An 18593-nucleotide genomic window follows, 5' to 3' on the forward strand; every position below is an offset into this window, starting at 1 on the left:
GCCGAGGCGCGGGCGCCGTCAGTCGTCGTCGAATGGCGGCGGCAGGCGACCGGCCTTGAACAGGATGGTCGGGTTCTCGTCGTAGTCGCCCATTTCAGTGTCCGCCGACACCGCGAAGGCCACCACGCCCAGACGCAGCGGCGCGAGCCGCTCGGCCTTGCGGCGGGCCTCCTCCGGCGTCTTGCAGCCCACCTGCTGCTCGGCCCTCAGGCCTTTGCCGCGACCGGCGATATAAGCCTGGACGATGTAGACGGTTTCCCTGGGCATCCCCATCCAAGCGGCGCATCGGTGCGCGGGGTCAATGGCCCGCCGCGCGAATGCCGGCATCGGTGACGGAATGCATCACACACCCCTCGCAATTCTCCTTGTCGTCCCCATACAGGCGGCAGGCCGCCGGATCAGGGCGGGCGATCCATTCCGGTTTGGCCCGGCCCTGTTCGCGTGCAAGTTCGACGCCGAGGTGGATTCAACCATCCTGACGTTGCTCGAGGCGCACATCGCCGCTTCGGCGCTGGAAGTTGCGGCCTGACCGCTACTCGACGTCGGTGATCTCGACCGATCGGCCCGCCACCATGACGGTGTCGCCGATCTCCTTGCCAAGCACGGCCTGGGCGAGGGGCGACACGTGCGAGACGCTGCCGGCCGCGGGGTCGGCCTCGTCCTCGCCGACGATGCGAAAGCTCTGCGTCCGCCCGTCCTCGCGTTGGAACGTCACCGTGCAACCGAAGGCGACGCGGTCCAGAGTCTTGGGCTTTTCGATCAACTGGGCGGAGGCTCGCCGGGCGCCGAAGTAGCGCAGGTCGCGGGTCGCGCGCGCCATGGCCGTGCGGTCGGTGCTGACACCGCCTTCCGCCTGGGCGGCGGAGTAGGCGGCGCGCGCCTGGGCGAGCCCGGCCTCGAGCTGGGCCAGGCCTTGCGGCGTCACCAGATTCGGGTGCGACGAGATCGGACGGTCGGGCAGGTCGGCCGCGGCGGCCTCGCTGTCTTCCTCACGGGTGAAGGCGACGCTCATGACTCTGATAACGATCCGGCGCGGTTAAATATCCATGGGCCGACTCAGCGTTTCTTGCCGAGCTCGGCGGCGATGTCTTTGGTCATCCGACCGGCCTTCCTGTGGGCGGCGGTGAGCTGGTCGCGGGTGACGCCCCAGCGTTTCATCCAGAACTCCACCGCCTTGCGCTCCGACAGGTCCAGCCGGTCCTTGTCGATGAAGCCGCGCTTGTCCTTCAGACCGGCCATGGGGTGCTCCTGCATCGTCGCGCCGCGATTGTCACAAGGCTCGCGGCCCGTGGGAAGCGGCGTCTTTGCGTCCACGCGACGAAACGCTTAGGTAGGCGAAATGTCGCCGCAGGCTAAGACGTTCGACCTGAACACGCCCGAGGGGCGCACACGGACCTATCTCGACTATCTCTGGAACGACCACGCCTATCTGCGGCTGGGCTTTTCCAACGCCCACTGGATCAGCGACGAGCTGGTGCGCACCAACCAACCCTGGCCGTTCCAGCTGGCGGCCTGGAAGGCGCGCGGGGTGCGCACCATCGTCAATCTGCGCGGCGGGTTCGACGCGAGCTTCCACGCCCTGGAGAAGGACGCCTGCGCGAAGCTGGGCCTGACCCTCGTGGACTTCACCATCACCTCGCGCGAGGTCCCGAGCCGCGAGCGGGTGCTGGGGGCCAAGCGCCTGTTCGAGACCCTCGAGTACCCGGCGTTGATGCATTGCAAGTCCGGCGCTGACCGCGCCGGGATCATGAGCGTGTTCTACATGCACTTTCGCAAGGGCAAGACGATCCGCGAGGCGCTCGACCAGCTCGGCCTGCGCTACCTGCATGTGCGGGCCGGCAAGACGGGGGTGCTGGACTACACTTTCGAGCGCTATCTCGAAGTCGGCGAGCCTGCGGGGTTGTCGTTCCTCGAGTGGGTGGAGAGCCCTGCCTATGACCCAGCCGGCATCAAGGCCGATTTCCGCGCGCTTTGGTGGGGCAAGCTGCTGACAGACCAGGTGCTGCGACGCGAGTGATCGCGGATGTCGCCTAGTGGACAGACCACGTTGACTGCACCAACTAAGCTTCGCCGTCATGATGACGAGCGTCGAAGATGGCGAGGACTATTACACCCTGCTCGGGGTGCGCGCCGACGGCGTGGCGTCGGTGATCGAGGTGCTGATGGCCGCGATGCCCTCCGTGCGACACAAGGCGGACTCCCTGCTGGCCGAGCACGCAAGCTGCGTCCACGTCGAAGTCTGGAAGGGCGCGACCCTGGTCGATCGGTTCGCCCGCGCCTGAGCGGTCAGTGCGCGTGGTCGTGGTCGTCGTCGTCCGGATTCAACAGCTTGTGCGCGTGGATGATGAAGTAGCGCATCAGCGCGTTGTCCACCGTCGACTGGGCCTTGCCGCGCCAGGCGGCCAGCGCCTCGCCGTAGTTGGGGTAGGCGCCGACGAGATCGACCTTGGACAGATCGCGGAACGTGGTCCCGTTCAGGTCCTTCAGTTCGCCGCCGATGACCAGGTGGAGGAGCTGGGAGTCGGGCATGGTCGGTGTTCCAGGCTTTGGATCGGATTGTCAGGGGCGAGGTTGAGCGACCGGGATATGCCGGACCCGGTCGAGGATCAACGGCGCGATGCGCGGGTTGGCGCACAGCAGGCTGGACTGCCTTGGCGTCGGGCGGTTGTAGGCGAACGGGTGTCCCAGATGATCGCAGACCACCGCGCCGGCTTCGCCGGCGATCAGGTCGGCGGCCGCCAGGTCCCAGTCGTGCTTGGGGATCAGGGTCAGCGCCGCGTCGAAGGTCCCGCCCGCCACCAGACACATCCGGTAGGCCGTGGAGTTGCGCGACGCCACGCGCATGGGCGGCCACGGCGTCGGCCAGCCGTCGCGGCTGAACAGCCGGGCGTTGGAGACAATGCCGCAGTCCTCCAGCACATCGGTGTCGCTGACGCGGATCGGCTGACCGTTGAGGGTGGCGCCGCCGCCGGCGCTGGCCGCGTAGGTCTCGTCCAGCTGCGGGGCGAAGACCACGCCGGCGCTCGGCCGGTCGCCCTCGACCACCGCCACCGAAACCACCCACCAGGGTTGGCCGCCCAGAAAAGCGCGGGTGCCGTCGATGGGGTCGACCACGAAAAGGCGGTGGTCGGACAGCCGGCGATCGTCGTCGGCGGTCTCTTCCGAAAGCCAGCCGTAGTCGGGGCGCGCCTCGCCCAGTCGCCGCTTCAGCAGGGCGTCGGCGGCGAGGTCGGCGTTGGTCACCGGCGAGTCGCCGGCCTTGTAGGCGATCTCCAGCCCTGCATCGCGCATCTTCAGCGCCAGTTCGCCAGCCTCCCTCGCCGCCTCCAGGATCAAGGCGAGGTCGGCGGCGGCGGTCATCGTCCGGCGATCGCCAGGGCGTCGACCAGGATCGATGGCGCGTTGGAGGCGCCGCGGATCTCCAGGTCCGAACCCGGGATCATGCGGGCGAAGATGTCGAGCAGGTTGCCCGCCACGGTGATCTCGGTGACCGGGTAGGCGAGTTCACCGTCTTCGAACCAGAAGCCGGAGCAGCCCACCGACCAGTCGCCGGTGTTGCCGTTCAATGACGGGCCGAACATCGAGGTGATCAGCAGGCCGTCCTTGGCCTGGCGCATCAGGTCGGCGCGGTCGGCGTCGCCAGGCTGCAGGGTCAGGTTCGATGGGCCGACGCCGGGCGGGCCGGCCAGGCCGCGCGATGCATGGCCCGTTGTGGTCAGGCCAAGCTGGCGCGCCGAGCTGGAGTTCAACAGCCAGGTGGTCAGCACCCCGTCGTCGATCAGCGCATGGCGGCGGTTGGCGACGCCCTCGTCGTCGAACGGCGCGGACCCCAGGCCGCGCAGGCGGTGCGGGTCGTCGATGACATTGACGCCCTTGGCGAACAGCTGCTGACCCAGCTTGTCTTTCAGGAACGATGTGCCGCGGGCGATCGACGGGCCGGCGATGGCGCCGATCAGCGGCCCCATCAGCGACGACGCCAGGCGGTTCTCGAAGATCACCGGGGCGGTCGTCGAGTCGATCTTGCGCGCACCCAGCCGCTGGGCCGCGCGGCGGCCGGCCTCGGTTCCCAGGCTCTCGGGCGCGGGCAGGTCGGCGCGCCAGCGCACGGTGCGATAGTCGTGGCCGGTCTCCATCACCTGGCCATCGCCGGCGATCGCCGAGGCGCCCAGCGAGAAGGCCGACGCCCGGTGGGGGGCGGAAAACCCGCCGCTGGTCACCAGCCGCCATTGGTTGGACGACCATGATCCGCTGGCCCCGTCGGAGTTGACCACGCCCTCGACGGTGCGCGCGGCGTCCTCGGCGATGCGGGCGCGGGCCTCCAGGTCCTCCGGCGAGGGCTCTTCGGCGTCGAACAGGTCGAGGTCGGGCAGCGGTCCGCGGGCCAGCAGTGCCGGGTCGGCGAGGCCGGAGTAGGGATCCTCCGGCGCAAGCCTGGCCATGGCCACGGCGCGCTCGACGAGCTTGGCGCGCGCCTCGGCGGAGATGTCGGAGCCGGAGACGGTGGCGTGGCGGCGGCCGACGAAGACCCGCAGGCCGAGGTCGCGGGATTCCTCGCGCTCCACCTCCTCAAGTTTACCCAGCCGCACGGTCACCGACAGGGCGCGGCGATCGGCGCCGACGGCCTCGGCCGCGTCGGCGCCGGCGGCCAGCGCCGCCTTCACCACGTCTTCAAGCAGGTTTTCATCCATCAGCGCCATATGGCGGAGCGCGCATGCCGGCACAAGCGCGCGAGCACGTTCAAAGGATCGCGTAGAAGATCAGCGCGACACCGGCGAAGACGTAGGCGATCCAGGTCGCCAGCATCCCGACCGATCGGGCGGGCGTCGCCGCCGAGGAGATCGAAACCCCGACCGCGTGGGTGACGCGGCCGCCGAACAGGATCACGCCGGTGATGTGGATGGCCAGGGGCGCTGCGCCGACCGCAGCCAGCACGACCAGGGCGATCAGCGCGGCGGGTATGTATTCGGCGGCGTTGCCGAATGCGCGGATCGCGCGCGCCAGCGACGGGGCTTCGCCGGCGCCATCGCCGATCTCCACGTGATGCAGCCTGCGCTGGCGCACCGCCAGCACCGAGAGCGTCAGGAGCAGGAAGAGGTGCAGGCCCACCCAAAGGGCGGCCGCATTGGCCGATGTCGCCGGATCCATCAACCTGGTGTCCTCAATTCGCCCCCGCGCCCGCGCGCAGTTGTGCGCGATCGCCGCTCAAGCGCAAGCCTTGCGGCCGGTTCAGCGTTTCAGCGGCGCGCCGTCGCCGGGCAGGCCCAGGCGGGCCCATTTCTCGGTGACCGCGGCGATCACGCCTTCGTCCATGCCGAGTTCGACGCCCCATTCGCGCCTGGTCTCGGGCGGCCATTTGTTGGTGGCGTCGAGGCCGATCTTCGAGCCCAGGCCCGACTCCGGCGAAGCGAAGTCCAGGTAGTCGATGGGGGTGTTCTCGATCAGGGTCACGTCGCGGGCCGGGTCCATGCGGGTGGCGATCGCCCACATGACGTCCTTCCAGTCGCGGGCGTCGATGTCGTCGTCCACGACGATCACCCACTTGGTGTACATGAACTGCCGAAGGTAACTCCAGACGCCCATCATCACGCGCTTGGCGTGGCCGGGGTAGGCCTTCTTCATCGACACCACGGCGATGCGGTAGCTGCAGCCCTCGGGCGGCAGCCAGAAGTCGATGATCTCGGGAAACTGCTGGCGCAGCAGCGGGATGAACACCTCGTTCAGCGCTTCGCCAAGGATGCTGGGCTCGTCCGGCGGGCGGCCGGTGAAGGTGGTCAGGTAGATCGGGTCGCGGCGCATGGTGATGGCGCTGACCTGGAAGACCGGGAACTGCTCGACCGAGTTGTAGTAGCCGGTGTGGTCGCCGTACGGCCCTTCGTCGGCGTACTCGTCCAGCAGGACGTGGCCCTCGATGACGATCTCGGCTTCGGCGGGCACCATCAGCGGCACCGTCTTGGCGGCCACCAGCTCGACCTTGGCCCCGCGCAGCAGGCCGGCGAACTGGTACTCCGACAAGGTGTCGGGCACCGGGGTCACGGCGGCCAAGATGACGCCGGGGTCAGCGCCGATCACCACGCAGGCCGGCAGCGGCTCGGGCCGACCGGCCGCCTTCCAGCGCCGGTGATGCTGGGCGCCTCCGCGATGCGCAAGCCAACGCATGATGGTGCGATCCTTGCCCAGCACCTGCATGCGGTAGATGCCCAGGTTGAAATCGTCCTCGCGGCTGTCCGACGGCCCCTTGGTGACCACCAGCGGCCAGGTGATCAGCGGCGCCGGCTCGCCCGGCCAGCAGGTCTGGATCGGCAGCTTGGTCAGGTCGATGTCTGCGCCGGTCAGCACCACGTCCTGCACGGGCGCCTTCTTCACCACCTGCGGGCGCATGGCCATCACCGTGCGGGCCAGCGGCAGCATCTCGAAGGCGTCCTTCAACCCGCGCGGCGGCTCAGGCGCGCGCAGGAAGGCCAGCAGTTCGCCGACCTCGCGCAGGTCCGCCGCCGTGGTGCGTTCCTCGCCGCCCAGGGTCACGCCCATGGCGACCCGCTTTACCGTGCCGAACAGGTTGACCATCGCCGGCATAGAGGACCGCTCGCCGTCGGCTCGGATCACGTTTTCGAAGATCACCGCCGGGCCGCCCTGAGCCAGCAGGCGCCGCTGGATCTCGGTCATCTCCAGCACGGACGACACCGGCTCGGTCACGCGCACCAGCTCGCCGGCGGCCTCCAGCTTGCCGATGAACTCCCGCAACGACCGATAGGCCATGTGATCTCCGCGCTCCGCAGCTCAGTGCGGGCGGAAGCTAGGGCGCGGGCCGCGGCGTGTCACGCCCGCTCGGCGTCATAGGCCTTGACCAGCTTCTTCGGCGCGACGCGGCGCCAGCGGCGTTCGATAAAGTTGCGGAACGAGCCCGGGTGCAGGCTCTCCATCCGCGCCAGCACGCTGGAATAATCCTTATAGTGCGCGGTGATGTGGAAGGTCGCGGGCTCGGCCTCCATCAGCATCTCACGCTCGTCGAAGCTGACGTCCACCAGCACCAGGCTCTGGTCCTCGCGGCGCAGTCGGGTGAGGAACTTGCCGGCCACCTTGAACGCCGGCGCGCCGTACGACTGGCCTTCCTCGACCCCCGGAAAGCCCATGACCACGGCGTGCATCTCCTCGTAGGTCATGGATGGTCTCCGGGGCGTCAGCCTTCCGACCATACCGCCAGTTCGTTGCCGGCGGGATCGCGGAAGTGGAAGCGGCGACCGCCGGGGAAGGCGAAGATCGGCCGCAGGATCTTGCCGCCGGCCGCCACGACCTTCGCCGCCATGACCTCCAGGTCGCTCGCGTACAGCACCGGCAGCGGCGCCTGGCCGGAGGGGGCGCCGGCGTCGAAGCCGCCGTCCAGGCCCTGTTCGAAGGCCGCATAGGCCGGACCGTAGTCTGTGAACGTCCATCCGAAGGCGTCCCCGTAGAACCGCTTCGTCGCCGGCAGCTCGCCGCCGGGCATCTCCAGATAGTCGAGCTTGCCGTCGTCGCGCATGTGCCGCCCTCTTTTGTTCGTTATTTGTTCCACAGCGGCGTGTGGAATGTAAACCCTAAACCCGTCGGCCGCGCCTCTTTCGGACGGTCGACTCGCCTTATTGTAGTTGTCGGGATAATATCCCTCTGAGGCTGCAAAACCTCGGGGGGGAACATCATGAAGAAGACGATCGCCTTGATGGCGGCGCTGTCGGTAGCTGCTTGTGCGTCATCGCCCGATAAGATCGGTGCGACCTACGTCTCGCCGATCCAGTACAGCAGCTACGATTGCGACCAGATCCGTCTCGAGATGGTTCGACTGTCCGCCAAGGTCCGCGAGGTCTCCGGCGCGCAACGCAACCAGGCTAGCAACGACGCCGTCGCCATGGGTGTCGGACTGGTGTTGTTCTGGCCTGCGCTGTTCTTCCTGGCAGGCGGCAACGACCGCAAGGAGGAGCTGGGAAACCTCAAGGGGCAGTACGACGCCCTGACCGAAGCTGCGATCCAGAAGAAGTGTCCGGTCGCCGACGAGATCAGGTCGGCGCACGATGCGCAGAAGAAGAAGTCGTAGGCCGCCTCACTCCGCCAGCGTCCACACCGCGGTGCGCTTGACCTCGTAGTCCTCGAGTTCGCGGGTGGTCTGGACCTGGTATTCGGCGAGCTTGGTGAGGCCGGTGCGAGGGAAGTAGCTGCGGCCTGGATCGCCGATCAGCACGGTCGCGCCGCGGTGACGGGCTTCGGTCAGCCAAGCCATGACGCGCTCGGCTAGCGGCTTCTCATAGCAGATGTCGCCGGCCAGGATCACGTCGACGTCGGGGGCCGGCGCGTCCAGCAGGTCGCGGTCGGTGAAGTCGACGGTCACGGCGTTGGCGGCGGCGTTCAGCTCGATGGCCATGGCGCAATAGCCGTCGATGTCGGCGCACAGCACGCTGGCCGCGCCGGCCTTGGCCGACGCGATGCCGACGATGCCGGAGCCGGCGGCGAAGTCGAGCACGCGCAAACCCCGCGCCAGCTCCGGCTTGTCCAGAACGTAGCGGGCGAGCGCCTGACCACCGGCCCAGGCGAAGGCCCAGAACGGCGGCGGCAGGCCGATCTCGGCCAGCGCCTCCTCGGTCATCCGCCAGATCGGCGTCACCTCGTCGGCCAGGTGCAGTCGCAGCTCCGGCGTGTGGGGCGGCGCCTGCAGGCGCGTGTTTTCGATGATGAAGGCGCGTCGGCTCTCGGGCGTGTCCATGGGTTCAGCGGCCGGCCACGAAGGCGGCGAAGACGATCAGGCCGGTCAGGCTGTTCGACTTGAACAGGCGCAGCGCGCCGCGTGGGTCGTTGACCCGCACCCGAGCCGCCTGCCAGGCCAAATGCGCAGCGGCGATCAGGGCTGGAATGAGGAACCACGGCGACAGCGCCGCGGTCCAGGCCGCGGCCAGAGTCAGGGCGAAGCTTACTGCGTAGAAACCTGCGACCGCGCTCGGGGCGGACGCGCCCAGGCGGCGGGCGGACGACTTCACGCCCGCCAGGGCGTCGTCCTCCAGGTCCTGGATCGCGTAGATGGTGTCGTAGCCGAGCGTCCAGAACACGCCGCCGGCGTAAAGCAGCAGCGCCGGCGTCTCGATGCGGCCCGTGGCGGCGGCGAATCCCAGCAGGGCCCCCCAGTTGAAGGTCAGGCCCAGCCACGCCTGCGGCCACCAGGTGATCCGCTTCATGAACGGGTAGGCCGCGACCAGAGCCAGCGAGCCCGCGCCCAGGGCGATCGCCAGGGGTGGAAGGGTCAGCAGGATCAGCAGCGCCAGCAGACTGCAGCCTACCGTGAAGCCCCAGGCCTGGCGCACGCTGATCTGACCCGAGGCCACGGGCCTGGCCGCGGTGCGCGCGACCTTGGCGTCGATGTCGCGGTCGACGATGTCGTTGTAGGCGCAGCCGGCCGCGCGCATCAGGGCGGCGCCGGCGAACACCTTGGCGAGCAGCACGGGGTCGGGCCAGCCGCCCCCCATCGCCGCGGCCAGCGCCACGCCCTGCCAACCGGGCAGCATCAGCAGCCAGATCCCCGCCGGCCGATCGAAGCGTCCGAGCTTCAGCCAAGGCCGTAGGCGCACGGGCGCCCGGCGGTCGACCCAGTTGGCGGGGGCGGCGTCGGGCAAGTGGGCGCTCATGGCGCCCTCCTAGCGCATTCACGCACCGGATGTCCCCGCAAACGCCGGTGGTTGACCGCCGCTGCGCTGGCGCTTAGCTTTACCCAACGTCCACGCAACCTCGGAAAGGAGGGGCCGCATGATCGATCTTGTTCGCACAGCCCCTCGCTGCGTCGCCGCCGGGTTCGATTAACTCACCCGAGTAGTCCCCGGCCGGCGCCTGATCAGGCTTTCCGACCGAAGGACATTCCAAGTGCTCGACAGCTACGGCTGGAGCGAGAGGCTCCAGCAACACTTCCAACCCTTCGCGGCCCGCGACATGGTTCCAGGCCGCGTGACCGTTCAACAGCGAGGCCGCTACCGGCTGGCCACGCCCGTGGGCGAGCTCGACGCCGAGCTTTCCGGCCGCTTCGCCCATACCGCGGCGGACGGCGACTTCCCCGTGGCCGGCGACTGGGTGGCCGCCGCCGCCCGCGCCTCCGAGGGCGCGGCGACCATCCACCACCTGCTGCCACGCAGCAGCGCCTTCGTGCGCAAGACGGCCGGCGACGCGGCCGCCGGTCAGGTGGTGGCCGCCAACGCGGACCTGGCTTTCCTGGTCGCCTCGCTGAACGACGACCTGAACCTGCGCCGCATCGAACGCTACCTGGCGCTGGCCTGGGAGAGCGGGGCCGCGCCTGTGGTGGTGCTGACCAAGGCAGACCTATGCGCCGACGTCGCCACAGCCTTGGGCGAGGTGCGCTCGGTCGCGCCTGGGGCCGAGGTGCTGGCCGTTTCATCGGCGAACGGCGACGGGCTCGATGCGCTCACGGCCCTGCTGGGCGCCGGCCGCACCGCCGTGTTGCTGGGCAGTTCGGGTGTCGGCAAGTCGACCCTGGTGAATGCGCTGGCGGGCTCGGAGCTGATGGCCACCCAGGCGATCCGTGAGGACGACGCCCGCGGCCGCCACACCACCACGCACCGCGAGCTGGTTCGCCTGCCGTCCGGCGGTTTGCTGCTGGACACGCCGGGGATGCGCGAGCTCGGCCTGTGGAACGCCGGCGAAGGTCTCGTATCAGCGTTCCAGGACGTCGAGGCCCTGGCCGCCCGCTGCCGGTTCCGCGACTGCGGACATCACGACGAGCCGGGTTGCGCGGTGCGGGCGGCGCTGACCAGCGGTGAGTTGTCCGACGCGCGTTGGCGGAACTACCAGAAGCTCCAGCGCGAGAACGCCCACCATGAACGCCGTGGGGACGCGCGCGCCGAGGCCGAGGCCCGCCAGGTGTGGATCCGGCGCGCCAAGGACTACCGCGCCGGCAAGAAGGCCAGGGAGAGATGGTCATGACCAAGACGCCGCCGAGCCCACCACCGGGGCGTCGCGAAATCCCGCGCCATCCCGCGCACGCCCATGAACCTGCCGTCGGAAGTCTGGATATGACGGACCACTACGAAGACGAGGACGAAGACGGCGTTACGCGCCAGCGGGTGCTGTCGAACGACCAGGTGCTGCGCTTCATCGCCAGGTACTGGCTGCGGCGGCGCGGTCTGCTGTGGGCGGCCGTCGGCCTGACGCTCGTGGCCGTCTGCTTCGACCTGGCGTTGCCTTGGGCGGCGGGGCGGCTGGTCGACGCCCTGGCGGCGGGGCCGAACAACCCTTCGGGCGCCTGGCGCGCCTGGGCGGCGTTCGTCGGCGTCTACCTGGTCTATTCGCTGATCCGCAATGTCGGCATGCGGTTCTGGAACCCTCTGGCGGCCAGCAACATGGAGCAGATGACCAACGAGGGCTTCAAGCGGGTCCAGTCGTTCGCCGCCGACTGGCACGCCGACACCTTCGCCGGGGCCACCGTGCGCCGGCTGACCGGGCGATGTGGGGCTACGACACGGTGTCCGACGCCCTGGTCCTGTGGCTGGGGCCGGCCCTACTGGTGCTGTTCGGGCTGTCAGGCTTCATGGTGCTGCGCTGGCCCAGCGTCGGGATCTTCGCCCTGGTGGTGGTCACCGGCTACATCGCCTCGAACCTGATCCTGGCGGCGCGCTACGTGCGGCCGGCGAACCAGCGATCGGTGGCGCTGGACTCGCGCATCGGCGGAGCGCTCGCCGACTCGATCACCTCGAACCCGACGGTCAAGGCGTTCGGCGCGGAGGCTCGCGAGGAGGCCCGCATCGGCGGCGTCACGCGCATGTGGCGCGAGGCGACGCTGATCACCTGGACGCGCTACATGAACGTCTGGCTCTGGCACAACATGATCCTGGTCGGCCTGCAGGCGGGCCTCACCGGCTTGCTGCTGCGCCTGTGGGCCAAGGGCGAGGCCAGCGCCGGCGACGTGGCCTTCGCGATCACCGCGTTCATGCTGATGAGCGGCTACCTTCGCAACATCGGCGAGAACATCCGCATGATGCAGAAGGGCCTGACCGATGTTGAGGACGTGGCCCGCTTCGCCCGAACCGAGCCGCAGGTCGCCGACCATCCGCAGGCCCAGGCCTTCCGCGGACGGTTGGGTGCGGTGGTGCTGGATCATGTCACCTTCCGCTACAAAGGCGCGGAGACGCCGCTGTACCGCGACTTCAGCCTGGTGATCGCGCCCGGCGAGCGCGTCGCCCTGGTAGGCCCCACGGGGTCGGGCAAGTCGACGTTCGTGAAGCTGGTGCAGCGCCTCTACGACCTGCAGGAAGGCCGCATCCTGATCGACGGCCAGGACGTGTCGCAGGTCAGCCAGGAGAGCCTGCGCGCCGCGATCGCCGTAGTGCCGCAGGACCCGGCGCTGTTCCACCGCACGATCGCGGAGAACATCGCCTATGCGCGCCCTGATGCGACGCACGAGGAGGTGGTGCTGGCGGCGCGCCGCGCCCGGGCCCACGACTTCATCGCCAACCTGCCCAAGGGCTACGACACCCTGGTCGGCGAGCGCGGGGTGAAGCTGTCGGGCGGCGAGCGGCAGCGGGTGGCGATCGCGCGCGCCTTCCTGGCCGACGCGCCGATCCTGGTGCTGGACGAGGCGACCTCCTCGCTGGACGTGGAGACCGAGCGCCATGTGCAGGCGGCCACCGAGGAGCTGATGAGCGGCCGCACGACGATCGTCATCGCCCACCGGCTGTCGACCATCCGCAGCGCCGACCGCATCCTGGTGTTCGACCAAGGCCGCATCGTCGAGGAAGGCCGCCACGCCGACCTCGTGCGAAAGGGCGGCGCCTACGCGCGTCTGCACGCGGTGGCGGAGGGGGCTTGAGGTGGACGTGCGTTGCGGAACGCCCCCTTCAACGCACGTCGTCCTGTGATGTGGAAGGGCGCAGCGAGCGGCTATACGCTGCGGCCATGACCTACATGGAGAAGGTGGTCCAGTGGCTGCGCCAGCGGCTGGACCGCGAGCCGCCGCTGGCCGACCCGCGCGAGCTGAGCCAGGCGCTGCGGGTGCTGGCGCTGTGGCGCGCCTCGGTGGTGGTCGACGCCTATGTCCGCCACCATGGCCTGATCGTCTACCAGGGCCCGTTCGAGGGCATGGAGTATGTGCGCGAGGCGACGGAAGGGGCGATCGCACCCCGGCTGATCGGCTCATACGAGTCGGAGCTGCATCCGCACCTGGAACGCCTGATCGCCGCCGACCTGGACTGCGTCGTCGATGTGGGGTGCGCCGAGGGTTACTACGCCGTCGGCTTGGCGCGGCGCATGCCGAACGCCACCGTCTACGCCTATGACATCAACGCCAAGGCCCGCGCGGCCTGTGTCGAGCTCGCCGCGCGGAACGGCGTGGGCGACCGGGTGGTGGTGCGCGAATTGTTCGAGCCGCAGGGACTGGCCGAGTTCGCGGGCCGCCGCGTGCTGCTGATGATGGACGTGGAGGGCGCGGAGGACGATCTGCTGCGCCCCGAACTCGCGCCCGCGATGGCGGCCATGGACATCATCGTCGAGACCCACGACGTCTATCGGCCCGGCGTGCTGGAACGGATCACCGAGCGTTTCGCCGCCACCCACGACGTCCTGCGGCTGGACCAGGAGGGCAAGGGCCACGCCCTGCCGCCCTGGCTGCGCGGCGCGGCGCATCTCGACCAGCTTCTGGCGGTCTGGGAGTGGCGGGCGCTCGCCACGCCCTGGCTGGTGATGACGCCTAAGCGGCGCTGAGCGCGAGCGACAGCGTCGGCGCGAGATCGCCGGAAGGCTGGGCTCGGACGTCGGCCAGCCCCAGCCATTCAGCCATCAGCCGAAGCTCCGCGGCCAACAGCTCCGGGGTGGCTGTCGTGGCGTCGGGCTCCGCGTGCGCGGCCTGCACAAGCAGCACGCCCGCCTGCCTGTCGGCTTTCAGGTCGACGCGCGCGGTGATCGCCTCGCCCTGCAGGAACGGCAGGACGTAGTAGCCGTGCGTGCGCTTGTGCGCAGGCGTGTAGATTTCCAGCCGAACACGCACGCCGAACAGCCGCTCGGTGCGTTCGCGAAACCAGATCAGGTTGTCGAACGGGGACAGCAGGGCGTTGGCGGTGATGCGCCTTGGCCGCCTGGCGTCTGGGTGGAGGAACGCAGGCTGGCCCCAACCGTCCACGGCGACCGGTTGCAGTTCGCCGGCCTCGACCAGCTCGGCGATCCGTGCGCGGGTCTCCTGCGGACCCATGCGGAAGTAATCGCCGAGGTCGCGGGCGGTGGCGACGCCTTGCGCCGCCGCCGCGATGCGGATCAGCGCGCGCTGAGCCTCCTCGCGCGGCGGCGTGGCGACGGCTGAGATGGCCTTGGGCAGGACCTTGTCGGGTAGGCCATAGACCCGCTCGAAGGTCCTGCGCCGGGTCTGGGTGGTCAGAGCCCCCGACCAGAACAGGCATTCCACGGCGCGCTTGGCGTCGCTCCAGCCCCACCAGCCGCCGCGACCCTTGGTCCCCAGCTCCAGTTCGCCGGCCGACAGCGGCCCGCGCGCTTCGATCTGGGCCAGCGCGTCGGCGAGCAGCGCGGGGTGTTCGCGCATGAAGCGGGCGATCCCCTTCCAGGCGCCGACCCCTTCTCGCGCATCCTGCATCCGCCAGCGCAGCAACGGCTGGGTGGCCAGCGGCAGCAGCGAGGCCTCGTGCCCCCAGTACTCGAACAACGCCGGGCGCTTGCCCCAGGCCAGCGTCTCCAACGCCTCGCGCGGATAGGCGCCCAGCCGCGAGAACAGCGGCATGTAGTGGGTGCGCGTCACCACATTGACCGAGTCGATCTGCACCACGCCCAGCGCGTCGATCGCTCGGCGCAGGCGCGCAGGACCCACCGGCCCGCTCGGGCGCGGCGCGGCGAAGCCCTGCGCGGCCAGAGCGATCCGGCGGGCTTCGCGCGCGCTCAGGACTCCTTCACCGCTCACGCGTGGTCGAGCACCGGCTTGGACGCGTAGGGCGCCTCGAGTGCGGCGACCTCTTCGGGCGTCAGCTTGAAGTCCGACGCGGTGATCACTTCGTCGAGCTGGCCGAGTTTCGAGGCGCCGACGATCGGCGAAGTGATCGCCGGATTGTTCAGCACCCAGGCGAGCGCCACCTGCATGTTGGTCGCGCCGCGGTCCTGCGCGACCTTGCTAACCGCCTCGACCACCGCGTAGTCGGCGTCGCGGAAATACAGGCGATCGGCGAAGGCGTCGGTGCGCGCCCGCTCGGTGTTGCCCTGTCTTGGACCGGCGCGGCCCCCGGCCAGGAACCCGCGCGCCAGCGGCGACCAGGGGATGACGCCGACGCCCTCCGCCTTGCACAACGGCAGCATCTCGCGCTCCTCCTCGCGGTAGACGAGGTTGTACTGCGGCTGCATCGAGACGAACCTCGCCCAGCCGTTCTTCTCCGACACCGACAGCATCTTGGCGAACTGCCAGGCGTACATGGACGAGGCGCCGATATAGCGGGCCTTGCCGGCGCGCACGACGTCGTTCAGCGCCTCCATCGTCTCTTCGATCGGCGTGTCGTAGTCGAAGCGGTGGATCTGATAGAGGTCGACATAGTCGGTCCCCAGCCGCTTCAGGCTGGCGTCGATGGCTTCCAGGATATGCTTGCGCGACAGGCCCCGCTGGTTGGCGCCCGGGCCCATCTCGCCGTGCACCTTGGTGGCCAGCACGACCTCTTCGCGCTTGGCGTAGGTGCGCAGCGCCTTGCCGGTGACTTCTTCGCTGACGCCCTGCGAATAGACGTCGGCGGTGTCGAAGAAATTGATCCCGCGCTCGATCGCCAGCTTGAAGAAGGGCATGGCCTCGGCCTCGTCCAGCACCCAGCTCCGCCACTGGCTGGTTCCGTAGGTCATGCATCCCAGGCAAAGGCGCGAGACCTTCAGTCCGGTGTTCCCAAGCCGCACATAGTCCATCGGGCGTCTCCCTTATGGTTCGTTCCGTCTGATCGGCGGAGTTGTCGGTTTCTTCTGGCGGATCGCCGCGATGGCGGCGCCTCGGCCCGGCGCCGCGAAGCTGACAGCGGCGACCTCGCGGCCTACACCCTGAGGGAGCGCAAGCCACGCTGGCAAGCAGGAGAATCGTAAAATGACCGCCGCCCTGGTCCTCGTCGAACGCCCCCGTGACGGGCTCGCCGTCGTCACCCTGAACCGCCCCGAGGCGATGAATGCGCTCTCGACGGCCCTGCGCCGCGAGATCGTGGCGGCGTTCCAGGCTTTGTGCGCCGATCCGACGGCTCGCGTGGTGGTGCTCACCGGTGCGGGCAGGGGTTTCTGCGCCGGGCTCGACCTGCGCGAGATCGGGGCCGACTCGAGCAAGGTGGTGTCGGAGGCCGCCGACGACCCGGTGGCCGCCGTGCTGGCTTTCACCGGCCCGGTGATCGGGGCGATCAACGGCGTGGCGATCACCGGCGGCCTGGAGCTGGCCCTGGCCTGCGATGTGCGCATCGCCAGCGAGACCGCGCGTTTCGCCGACACCCACGGCCGCGTGGGGGTGATGCCGGGCTGGGGCCTGTCGCAGAAGCTGAGCCGGATGATCGGCCTGCCGCGCGCCAAGGAGATGGCGTTCACCGGCAACTTCGTACCGGCCGTCAAGGCCGAGGCCTGGGGCCTGGTGAACCGGGTGGTCTCAGGCGAAGAGCTGAGGAGCGAGGCGCTGGCCCTGGCCGACGACATGCTGTCGCTCGATCCGGCGATGCTGCCGAAATACAAGGCGCTGATCGACGACGGCTACGCCCTGCCGTTCGGCGAGGCCCTGGCGCTGGAGGCGGCCCGCGCCGACGAACACAACAACGCCCTGTCGTCCGGCGACCTGGGAGCGCGGCGCGAAGCGGTGGTGGCCCGCGGACGCGTCCAATCCTGAAGGTGATTCAGGCGAGGGGCTTGACCCGGTTGACGTGGCCCATCTTGCGCCCCGCCTTGGCTTCCCGCTTGCCGTAGAGGTGGATGCGGGTCTCGGGCTCGCCCGCGAACCGCGCCCAGCCGTTGGCCTCCTCGCCCAGCAGGTTCAGCATCTCCACCTGCGCCACCGCGCGCGTGGGCCCGAGCGGCCAGCCGGCCACGGCGCGTACGTGCTGCTCGAACTGGTCGACCTCGCAACCGTCCTGGGTCCAATGGCCGGTGTTGTGGACGCGGGGCGCGATCTCGTTGACCAGCAGTTCGCCGTCCTTCAGATCGAACAGCTCGACCCCCAGCACGCCGACGTAGTCGAGGCCGGTGAGGATCTGGACGGCGATGCGCTCGGCCTTGGCGCGGGTGGCGGCGGTGGCGCGGGCCGGCGCGATCGTGCGGCGCAGCACGCCGTGCTCATGATGGTTCTCGCCCAGCGGATAGGTGGCGATCGCGCCGTCGCGGCCCCGCGCGGCGATGATCGACAGCTCGCGCACGAAGTCGGCCGGCGCCTCCAGGATCACTGGCCGCGCGCCCAGTTCGGCGAACACGCGGGCGGCGTCGGCGGCGTGCTCCACCCAGCGCTGGCCCTTGCCGTCGTAGCCGTCTCGGCGGGTCTTCATCAGCACCGGCGCGCCCAGGCGGGCGACGCCCTCGCTCGCTTCCTCGGCGCTGTCGGCGGCGGCGAAGGCGACGGTGCGCACGCCCGCGGCGTTGAGGAAGGTCTTCTCGTCGACGCGGTCCTGGGCCACGGCCAGCGCCTTGGGGCCGGGAGCCACGGCGACGCCCAGCGCGATCAGGCTTTCCACCGACGCGGCGGGCACGTTCTCGAACTCGAAGGTGACCACCTGGGCGAGGCCGGCCAGGGTGCGCAGCGCCTCGGCGTCGTCGTAGGCGGCGGTGATCAGGTGGGCGGCGACCCGGCCGGCCGGCGCGTCGGGATCGGGATCGAGGATCGCCACGTCGAAGCCCAGCCTGCCGGCGGCCAACGCCAGCATGCGGCCGAGCTGGCCCCCGCCGAGGATCCCCAGAACGGCGCCGGGGGCGAGAGGTTCGAACGCCATGCGGCTCAGGCGTCTTCGACGGTGTGGGACACGGCCGCGGTCTGGCGGCGACGCAGTTCGACCAGCCGCTCGCTGAGCGCCGGGTCCGACAGCGCCAGGATCTGGGCCGCCAGCAGGCCCGCGTTGCGTGCGCCGGCCTCGCCGATCGCCAGGGCGCCGACCGGCACGCCGCCGGGCATCTGGACGATCGACAACAGGCTGTCCATGCCCTTGAGCGCCTTGCTCTCGATGGGCACGCCTAGCACAGGAAGCTCGGTCAGGGAGGCGGTCATGCCGGGCAGGTGCGCGGCGCCTCCGGCCCCGGCGATGATCACCTTCACGCCTCGCGCCTTGGCGGTGGTGGCGAACTCGTACATCCGCTGCGGCGTGCGGTGGGCGGACACCACCCTGGCGTCATAGGCGACGCCCAGGCTGTCCAGGGATTCCGCCGCCGCACGCATCGTCGGCCAGTCGGACCGGCTGCCCATGATGATCGCGACCGGCGCGGCCCGATCGGGGATGGTCTCGCCCATCTAAACTACGCCCCTGCGACGAAAGGCGCGGAGTATAGGGCGGGGCTTTGCGCCCGCAACCAGGACCGCTAAGATTCCCGAGGTCCTTAAAACCAAGGCTGATTCCATGCGGATCACCGGCGCACGAACCGATCCCTATGCGGCGGGCGCA

Annotated in this window: 25 protein-coding genes; 9 read left to right on the forward strand and 16 right to left on the reverse strand. The window is 69.7% G+C overall.

All coding sequences use genetic code 11. The features are described 5' to 3' along the window. Nucleotides 1-18 precede the first annotated feature (18 nt). The gene (locus Q8M88_RS05120) at nucleotides 19-267 is read right to left on the reverse strand and encodes a hypothetical protein (protein WP_305595168.1); all 249 of its coding nucleotides are present in this window, start codon (nucleotides 265-267) and stop codon (nucleotides 19-21) included. A gap of 34 nt (nucleotides 268-301) precedes the next feature. Here Q8M88_RS05120 and Q8M88_RS05125 point away from each other — a divergent pair, with 34 nt between their 5' ends. Next, nucleotides 302-529 carry a hypothetical protein gene (locus Q8M88_RS05125; protein ID WP_305595169.1) on the forward strand — a complete coding sequence of 76 codons (228 nt, stop codon included), beginning with the start codon at nucleotides 302-304 and terminating at the stop codon, nucleotides 527-529. A 3-nt stretch (nucleotides 530-532) separates the two neighbouring features. Here Q8M88_RS05125 and greA read toward each other — a convergent pair whose 3' ends face one another. Both greA and Q8M88_RS05135 read right to left on the reverse strand, forming a co-directional pair. Beyond that, on the reverse strand, nucleotides 533-1012 hold the full coding sequence (gene greA / locus Q8M88_RS05130) for a transcription elongation factor GreA (RefSeq protein ID WP_305595170.1): 480 nt from the start codon (nucleotides 1010-1012) through the stop codon (nucleotides 533-535). Between the two features lie 44 nt (nucleotides 1013-1056). Then, on the reverse strand, nucleotides 1057-1239 hold the full coding sequence (locus Q8M88_RS05135; RefSeq protein WP_305595171.1) for a DUF3606 domain-containing protein: 183 nt from the start codon (nucleotides 1237-1239) through the stop codon (nucleotides 1057-1059). A 100-nt stretch (nucleotides 1240-1339) separates the two neighbouring features. Between Q8M88_RS05135 and Q8M88_RS05140 the strand changes: the two genes are divergently transcribed. Next, nucleotides 1340-2017 carry a protein tyrosine phosphatase gene (locus tag Q8M88_RS05140; protein ID WP_305595172.1) on the forward strand — a complete coding sequence of 226 codons (678 nt, stop codon included), beginning with the start codon at nucleotides 1340-1342 and terminating at the stop codon, nucleotides 2015-2017. A gap of 58 nt (nucleotides 2018-2075) precedes the next feature. Next, nucleotides 2076-2282 (forward strand): hypothetical protein, encoded by a 207-nt coding sequence (locus Q8M88_RS05145; protein ID WP_305595173.1) that lies wholly within the window; start codon nucleotides 2076-2078, stop codon nucleotides 2280-2282. A 4-nt stretch (nucleotides 2283-2286) separates the two neighbouring features. On the opposite strand, the gene Q8M88_RS05150 is transcribed toward Q8M88_RS05145, so the two are convergent. The 7 genes from Q8M88_RS05150 to Q8M88_RS05180 form a co-directional block, all read right to left on the reverse strand. Next, on the reverse strand, nucleotides 2287-2529 hold the full coding sequence (locus Q8M88_RS05150) for a DUF4170 domain-containing protein (protein WP_305595174.1): 243 nt from the start codon (nucleotides 2527-2529) through the stop codon (nucleotides 2287-2289). Nucleotides 2530-2559: 30 nt separating this feature from the next. Then, entirely contained in the window at nucleotides 2560-3360 is an 801-nt protein-coding gene (locus Q8M88_RS05155; protein WP_305595175.1) for a 3'(2'),5'-bisphosphate nucleotidase CysQ, read from the reverse strand. Then, the gene (locus Q8M88_RS05160) at nucleotides 3357-4688 is read right to left on the reverse strand and encodes a TldD/PmbA family protein (protein ID WP_305595176.1); all 1332 of its coding nucleotides are present in this window, start codon (nucleotides 4686-4688) and stop codon (nucleotides 3357-3359) included. The genes Q8M88_RS05155 and Q8M88_RS05160 overlap by 4 nt, the downstream gene beginning before the upstream one ends. 49 nt (nucleotides 4689-4737) lie before the next feature. Next, the gene (locus Q8M88_RS05165; RefSeq protein ID WP_305595177.1) at nucleotides 4738-5145 is read right to left on the reverse strand and encodes an MAPEG family protein; all 408 of its coding nucleotides are present in this window, start codon (nucleotides 5143-5145) and stop codon (nucleotides 4738-4740) included. An 81-nt stretch (nucleotides 5146-5226) separates the two neighbouring features. Further along, nucleotides 5227-6756, reverse strand: a complete 1530-nt coding sequence (locus tag Q8M88_RS05170) for a UbiD family decarboxylase (protein WP_305595178.1) — start codon at nucleotides 6754-6756, stop codon at nucleotides 5227-5229. A gap of 59 nt (nucleotides 6757-6815) precedes the next feature. Then, nucleotides 6816-7160 (reverse strand): MmcQ/YjbR family DNA-binding protein, encoded by a 345-nt coding sequence (locus Q8M88_RS05175; protein ID WP_305595179.1) that lies wholly within the window; start codon nucleotides 7158-7160, stop codon nucleotides 6816-6818. A gap of 17 nt (nucleotides 7161-7177) precedes the next feature. Next, entirely contained in the window at nucleotides 7178-7516 is a 339-nt protein-coding gene (locus Q8M88_RS05180; protein WP_305595180.1) for a VOC family protein, read from the reverse strand. A gap of 156 nt (nucleotides 7517-7672) precedes the next feature. On the opposite strand from Q8M88_RS05180, the gene Q8M88_RS05185 reads away from it, so the two are divergent. Further along, nucleotides 7673-8065: a hypothetical protein gene (locus Q8M88_RS05185; RefSeq protein ID WP_305595181.1), complete on the forward strand. Its 393-nt coding sequence runs from the start codon at nucleotides 7673-7675 to the stop codon at nucleotides 8063-8065. Between the two features lie 6 nt (nucleotides 8066-8071). On the opposite strand, the gene Q8M88_RS05190 is transcribed toward Q8M88_RS05185, so the two are convergent. Continuing rightward, on the reverse strand, nucleotides 8072-8728 hold the full coding sequence (locus tag Q8M88_RS05190) for a methyltransferase (RefSeq protein ID WP_305595182.1): 657 nt from the start codon (nucleotides 8726-8728) through the stop codon (nucleotides 8072-8074). 4 nt (nucleotides 8729-8732) lie between these two features. After that, nucleotides 8733-9641 (reverse strand): 4-hydroxybenzoate octaprenyltransferase, encoded by a 909-nt coding sequence (gene ubiA, locus Q8M88_RS05195; protein ID WP_305595183.1) that lies wholly within the window; start codon nucleotides 9639-9641, stop codon nucleotides 8733-8735. Nucleotides 9642-9873: 232 nt separating this feature from the next. Between ubiA and rsgA the strand changes: the two genes are divergently transcribed. The 4 genes from rsgA (at nucleotide 9874) to Q8M88_RS05210 (ending at nucleotide 13716) form a co-directional block, all read left to right on the forward strand. Then, complete coding sequence (gene rsgA / locus Q8M88_RS05200; protein ID WP_305595184.1) at nucleotides 9874-10944, forward strand: ribosome small subunit-dependent GTPase A; 1071 nt, start codon at nucleotides 9874-9876, stop codon at nucleotides 10942-10944. After that, nucleotides 10941-11621 carry a hypothetical protein gene (locus Q8M88_RS17685; RefSeq protein WP_371132632.1) on the forward strand — a complete coding sequence of 227 codons (681 nt, stop codon included), beginning with the start codon at nucleotides 10941-10943 and terminating at the stop codon, nucleotides 11619-11621. The genes rsgA and Q8M88_RS17685 overlap by 4 nt, the downstream gene beginning before the upstream one ends. Continuing rightward, nucleotides 11525-12826, forward strand: coding sequence for an ABC transporter ATP-binding protein (locus Q8M88_RS05205; protein ID WP_371132633.1), 1302 nt, complete (start codon nucleotides 11525-11527; stop codon nucleotides 12824-12826). Before Q8M88_RS17685 ends, Q8M88_RS05205 begins: the two co-directional genes overlap by 97 nt. 86 nt (nucleotides 12827-12912) lie before the next feature. Next, on the forward strand, nucleotides 12913-13716 hold the full coding sequence (locus Q8M88_RS05210; RefSeq protein WP_305595185.1) for a methyltransferase: 804 nt from the start codon (nucleotides 12913-12915) through the stop codon (nucleotides 13714-13716). Here the strand turns inward: Q8M88_RS05210 and Q8M88_RS05215 are convergent. Beyond that, a complete protein-coding gene (locus Q8M88_RS05215; RefSeq protein WP_305595186.1) occupies nucleotides 13703-14917 on the reverse strand; it encodes a winged helix-turn-helix domain-containing protein in 1215 nt (404 codons plus the stop codon). The genes Q8M88_RS05210 and Q8M88_RS05215 overlap by 14 nt on opposite strands. Next, nucleotides 14914-15894, reverse strand: coding sequence for an aldo/keto reductase (locus Q8M88_RS05220; RefSeq protein ID WP_305595187.1), 981 nt, complete (start codon nucleotides 15892-15894; stop codon nucleotides 14914-14916). The genes Q8M88_RS05215 and Q8M88_RS05220 overlap by 4 nt, the downstream gene beginning before the upstream one ends. A gap of 172 nt (nucleotides 15895-16066) precedes the next feature. Between Q8M88_RS05220 and Q8M88_RS05225 the strand changes: the two genes are divergently transcribed. Next, nucleotides 16067-16840, forward strand: coding sequence for an enoyl-CoA hydratase (locus Q8M88_RS05225; RefSeq protein ID WP_305595188.1), 774 nt, complete (start codon nucleotides 16067-16069; stop codon nucleotides 16838-16840). Nucleotides 16841-16847: 7 nt separating this feature from the next. Here Q8M88_RS05225 and Q8M88_RS05230 read toward each other — a convergent pair whose 3' ends face one another. Further along, on the reverse strand, nucleotides 16848-17930 hold the full coding sequence (locus tag Q8M88_RS05230; protein ID WP_305595189.1) for a 5-(carboxyamino)imidazole ribonucleotide synthase: 1083 nt from the start codon (nucleotides 17928-17930) through the stop codon (nucleotides 16848-16850). A gap of 5 nt (nucleotides 17931-17935) precedes the next feature. After that, on the reverse strand, nucleotides 17936-18442 hold the full coding sequence (gene purE, locus Q8M88_RS05235; RefSeq protein WP_305595190.1) for a 5-(carboxyamino)imidazole ribonucleotide mutase: 507 nt from the start codon (nucleotides 18440-18442) through the stop codon (nucleotides 17936-17938). Nucleotides 18443-18593 lie beyond the last annotated feature (151 nt).

Origin of the sequence: Phenylobacterium sp. (genome assembly GCF_030693805.1) — a bacterium.
Lineage (GTDB): Bacteria > Pseudomonadota > Alphaproteobacteria > Caulobacterales > Caulobacteraceae > Phenylobacterium.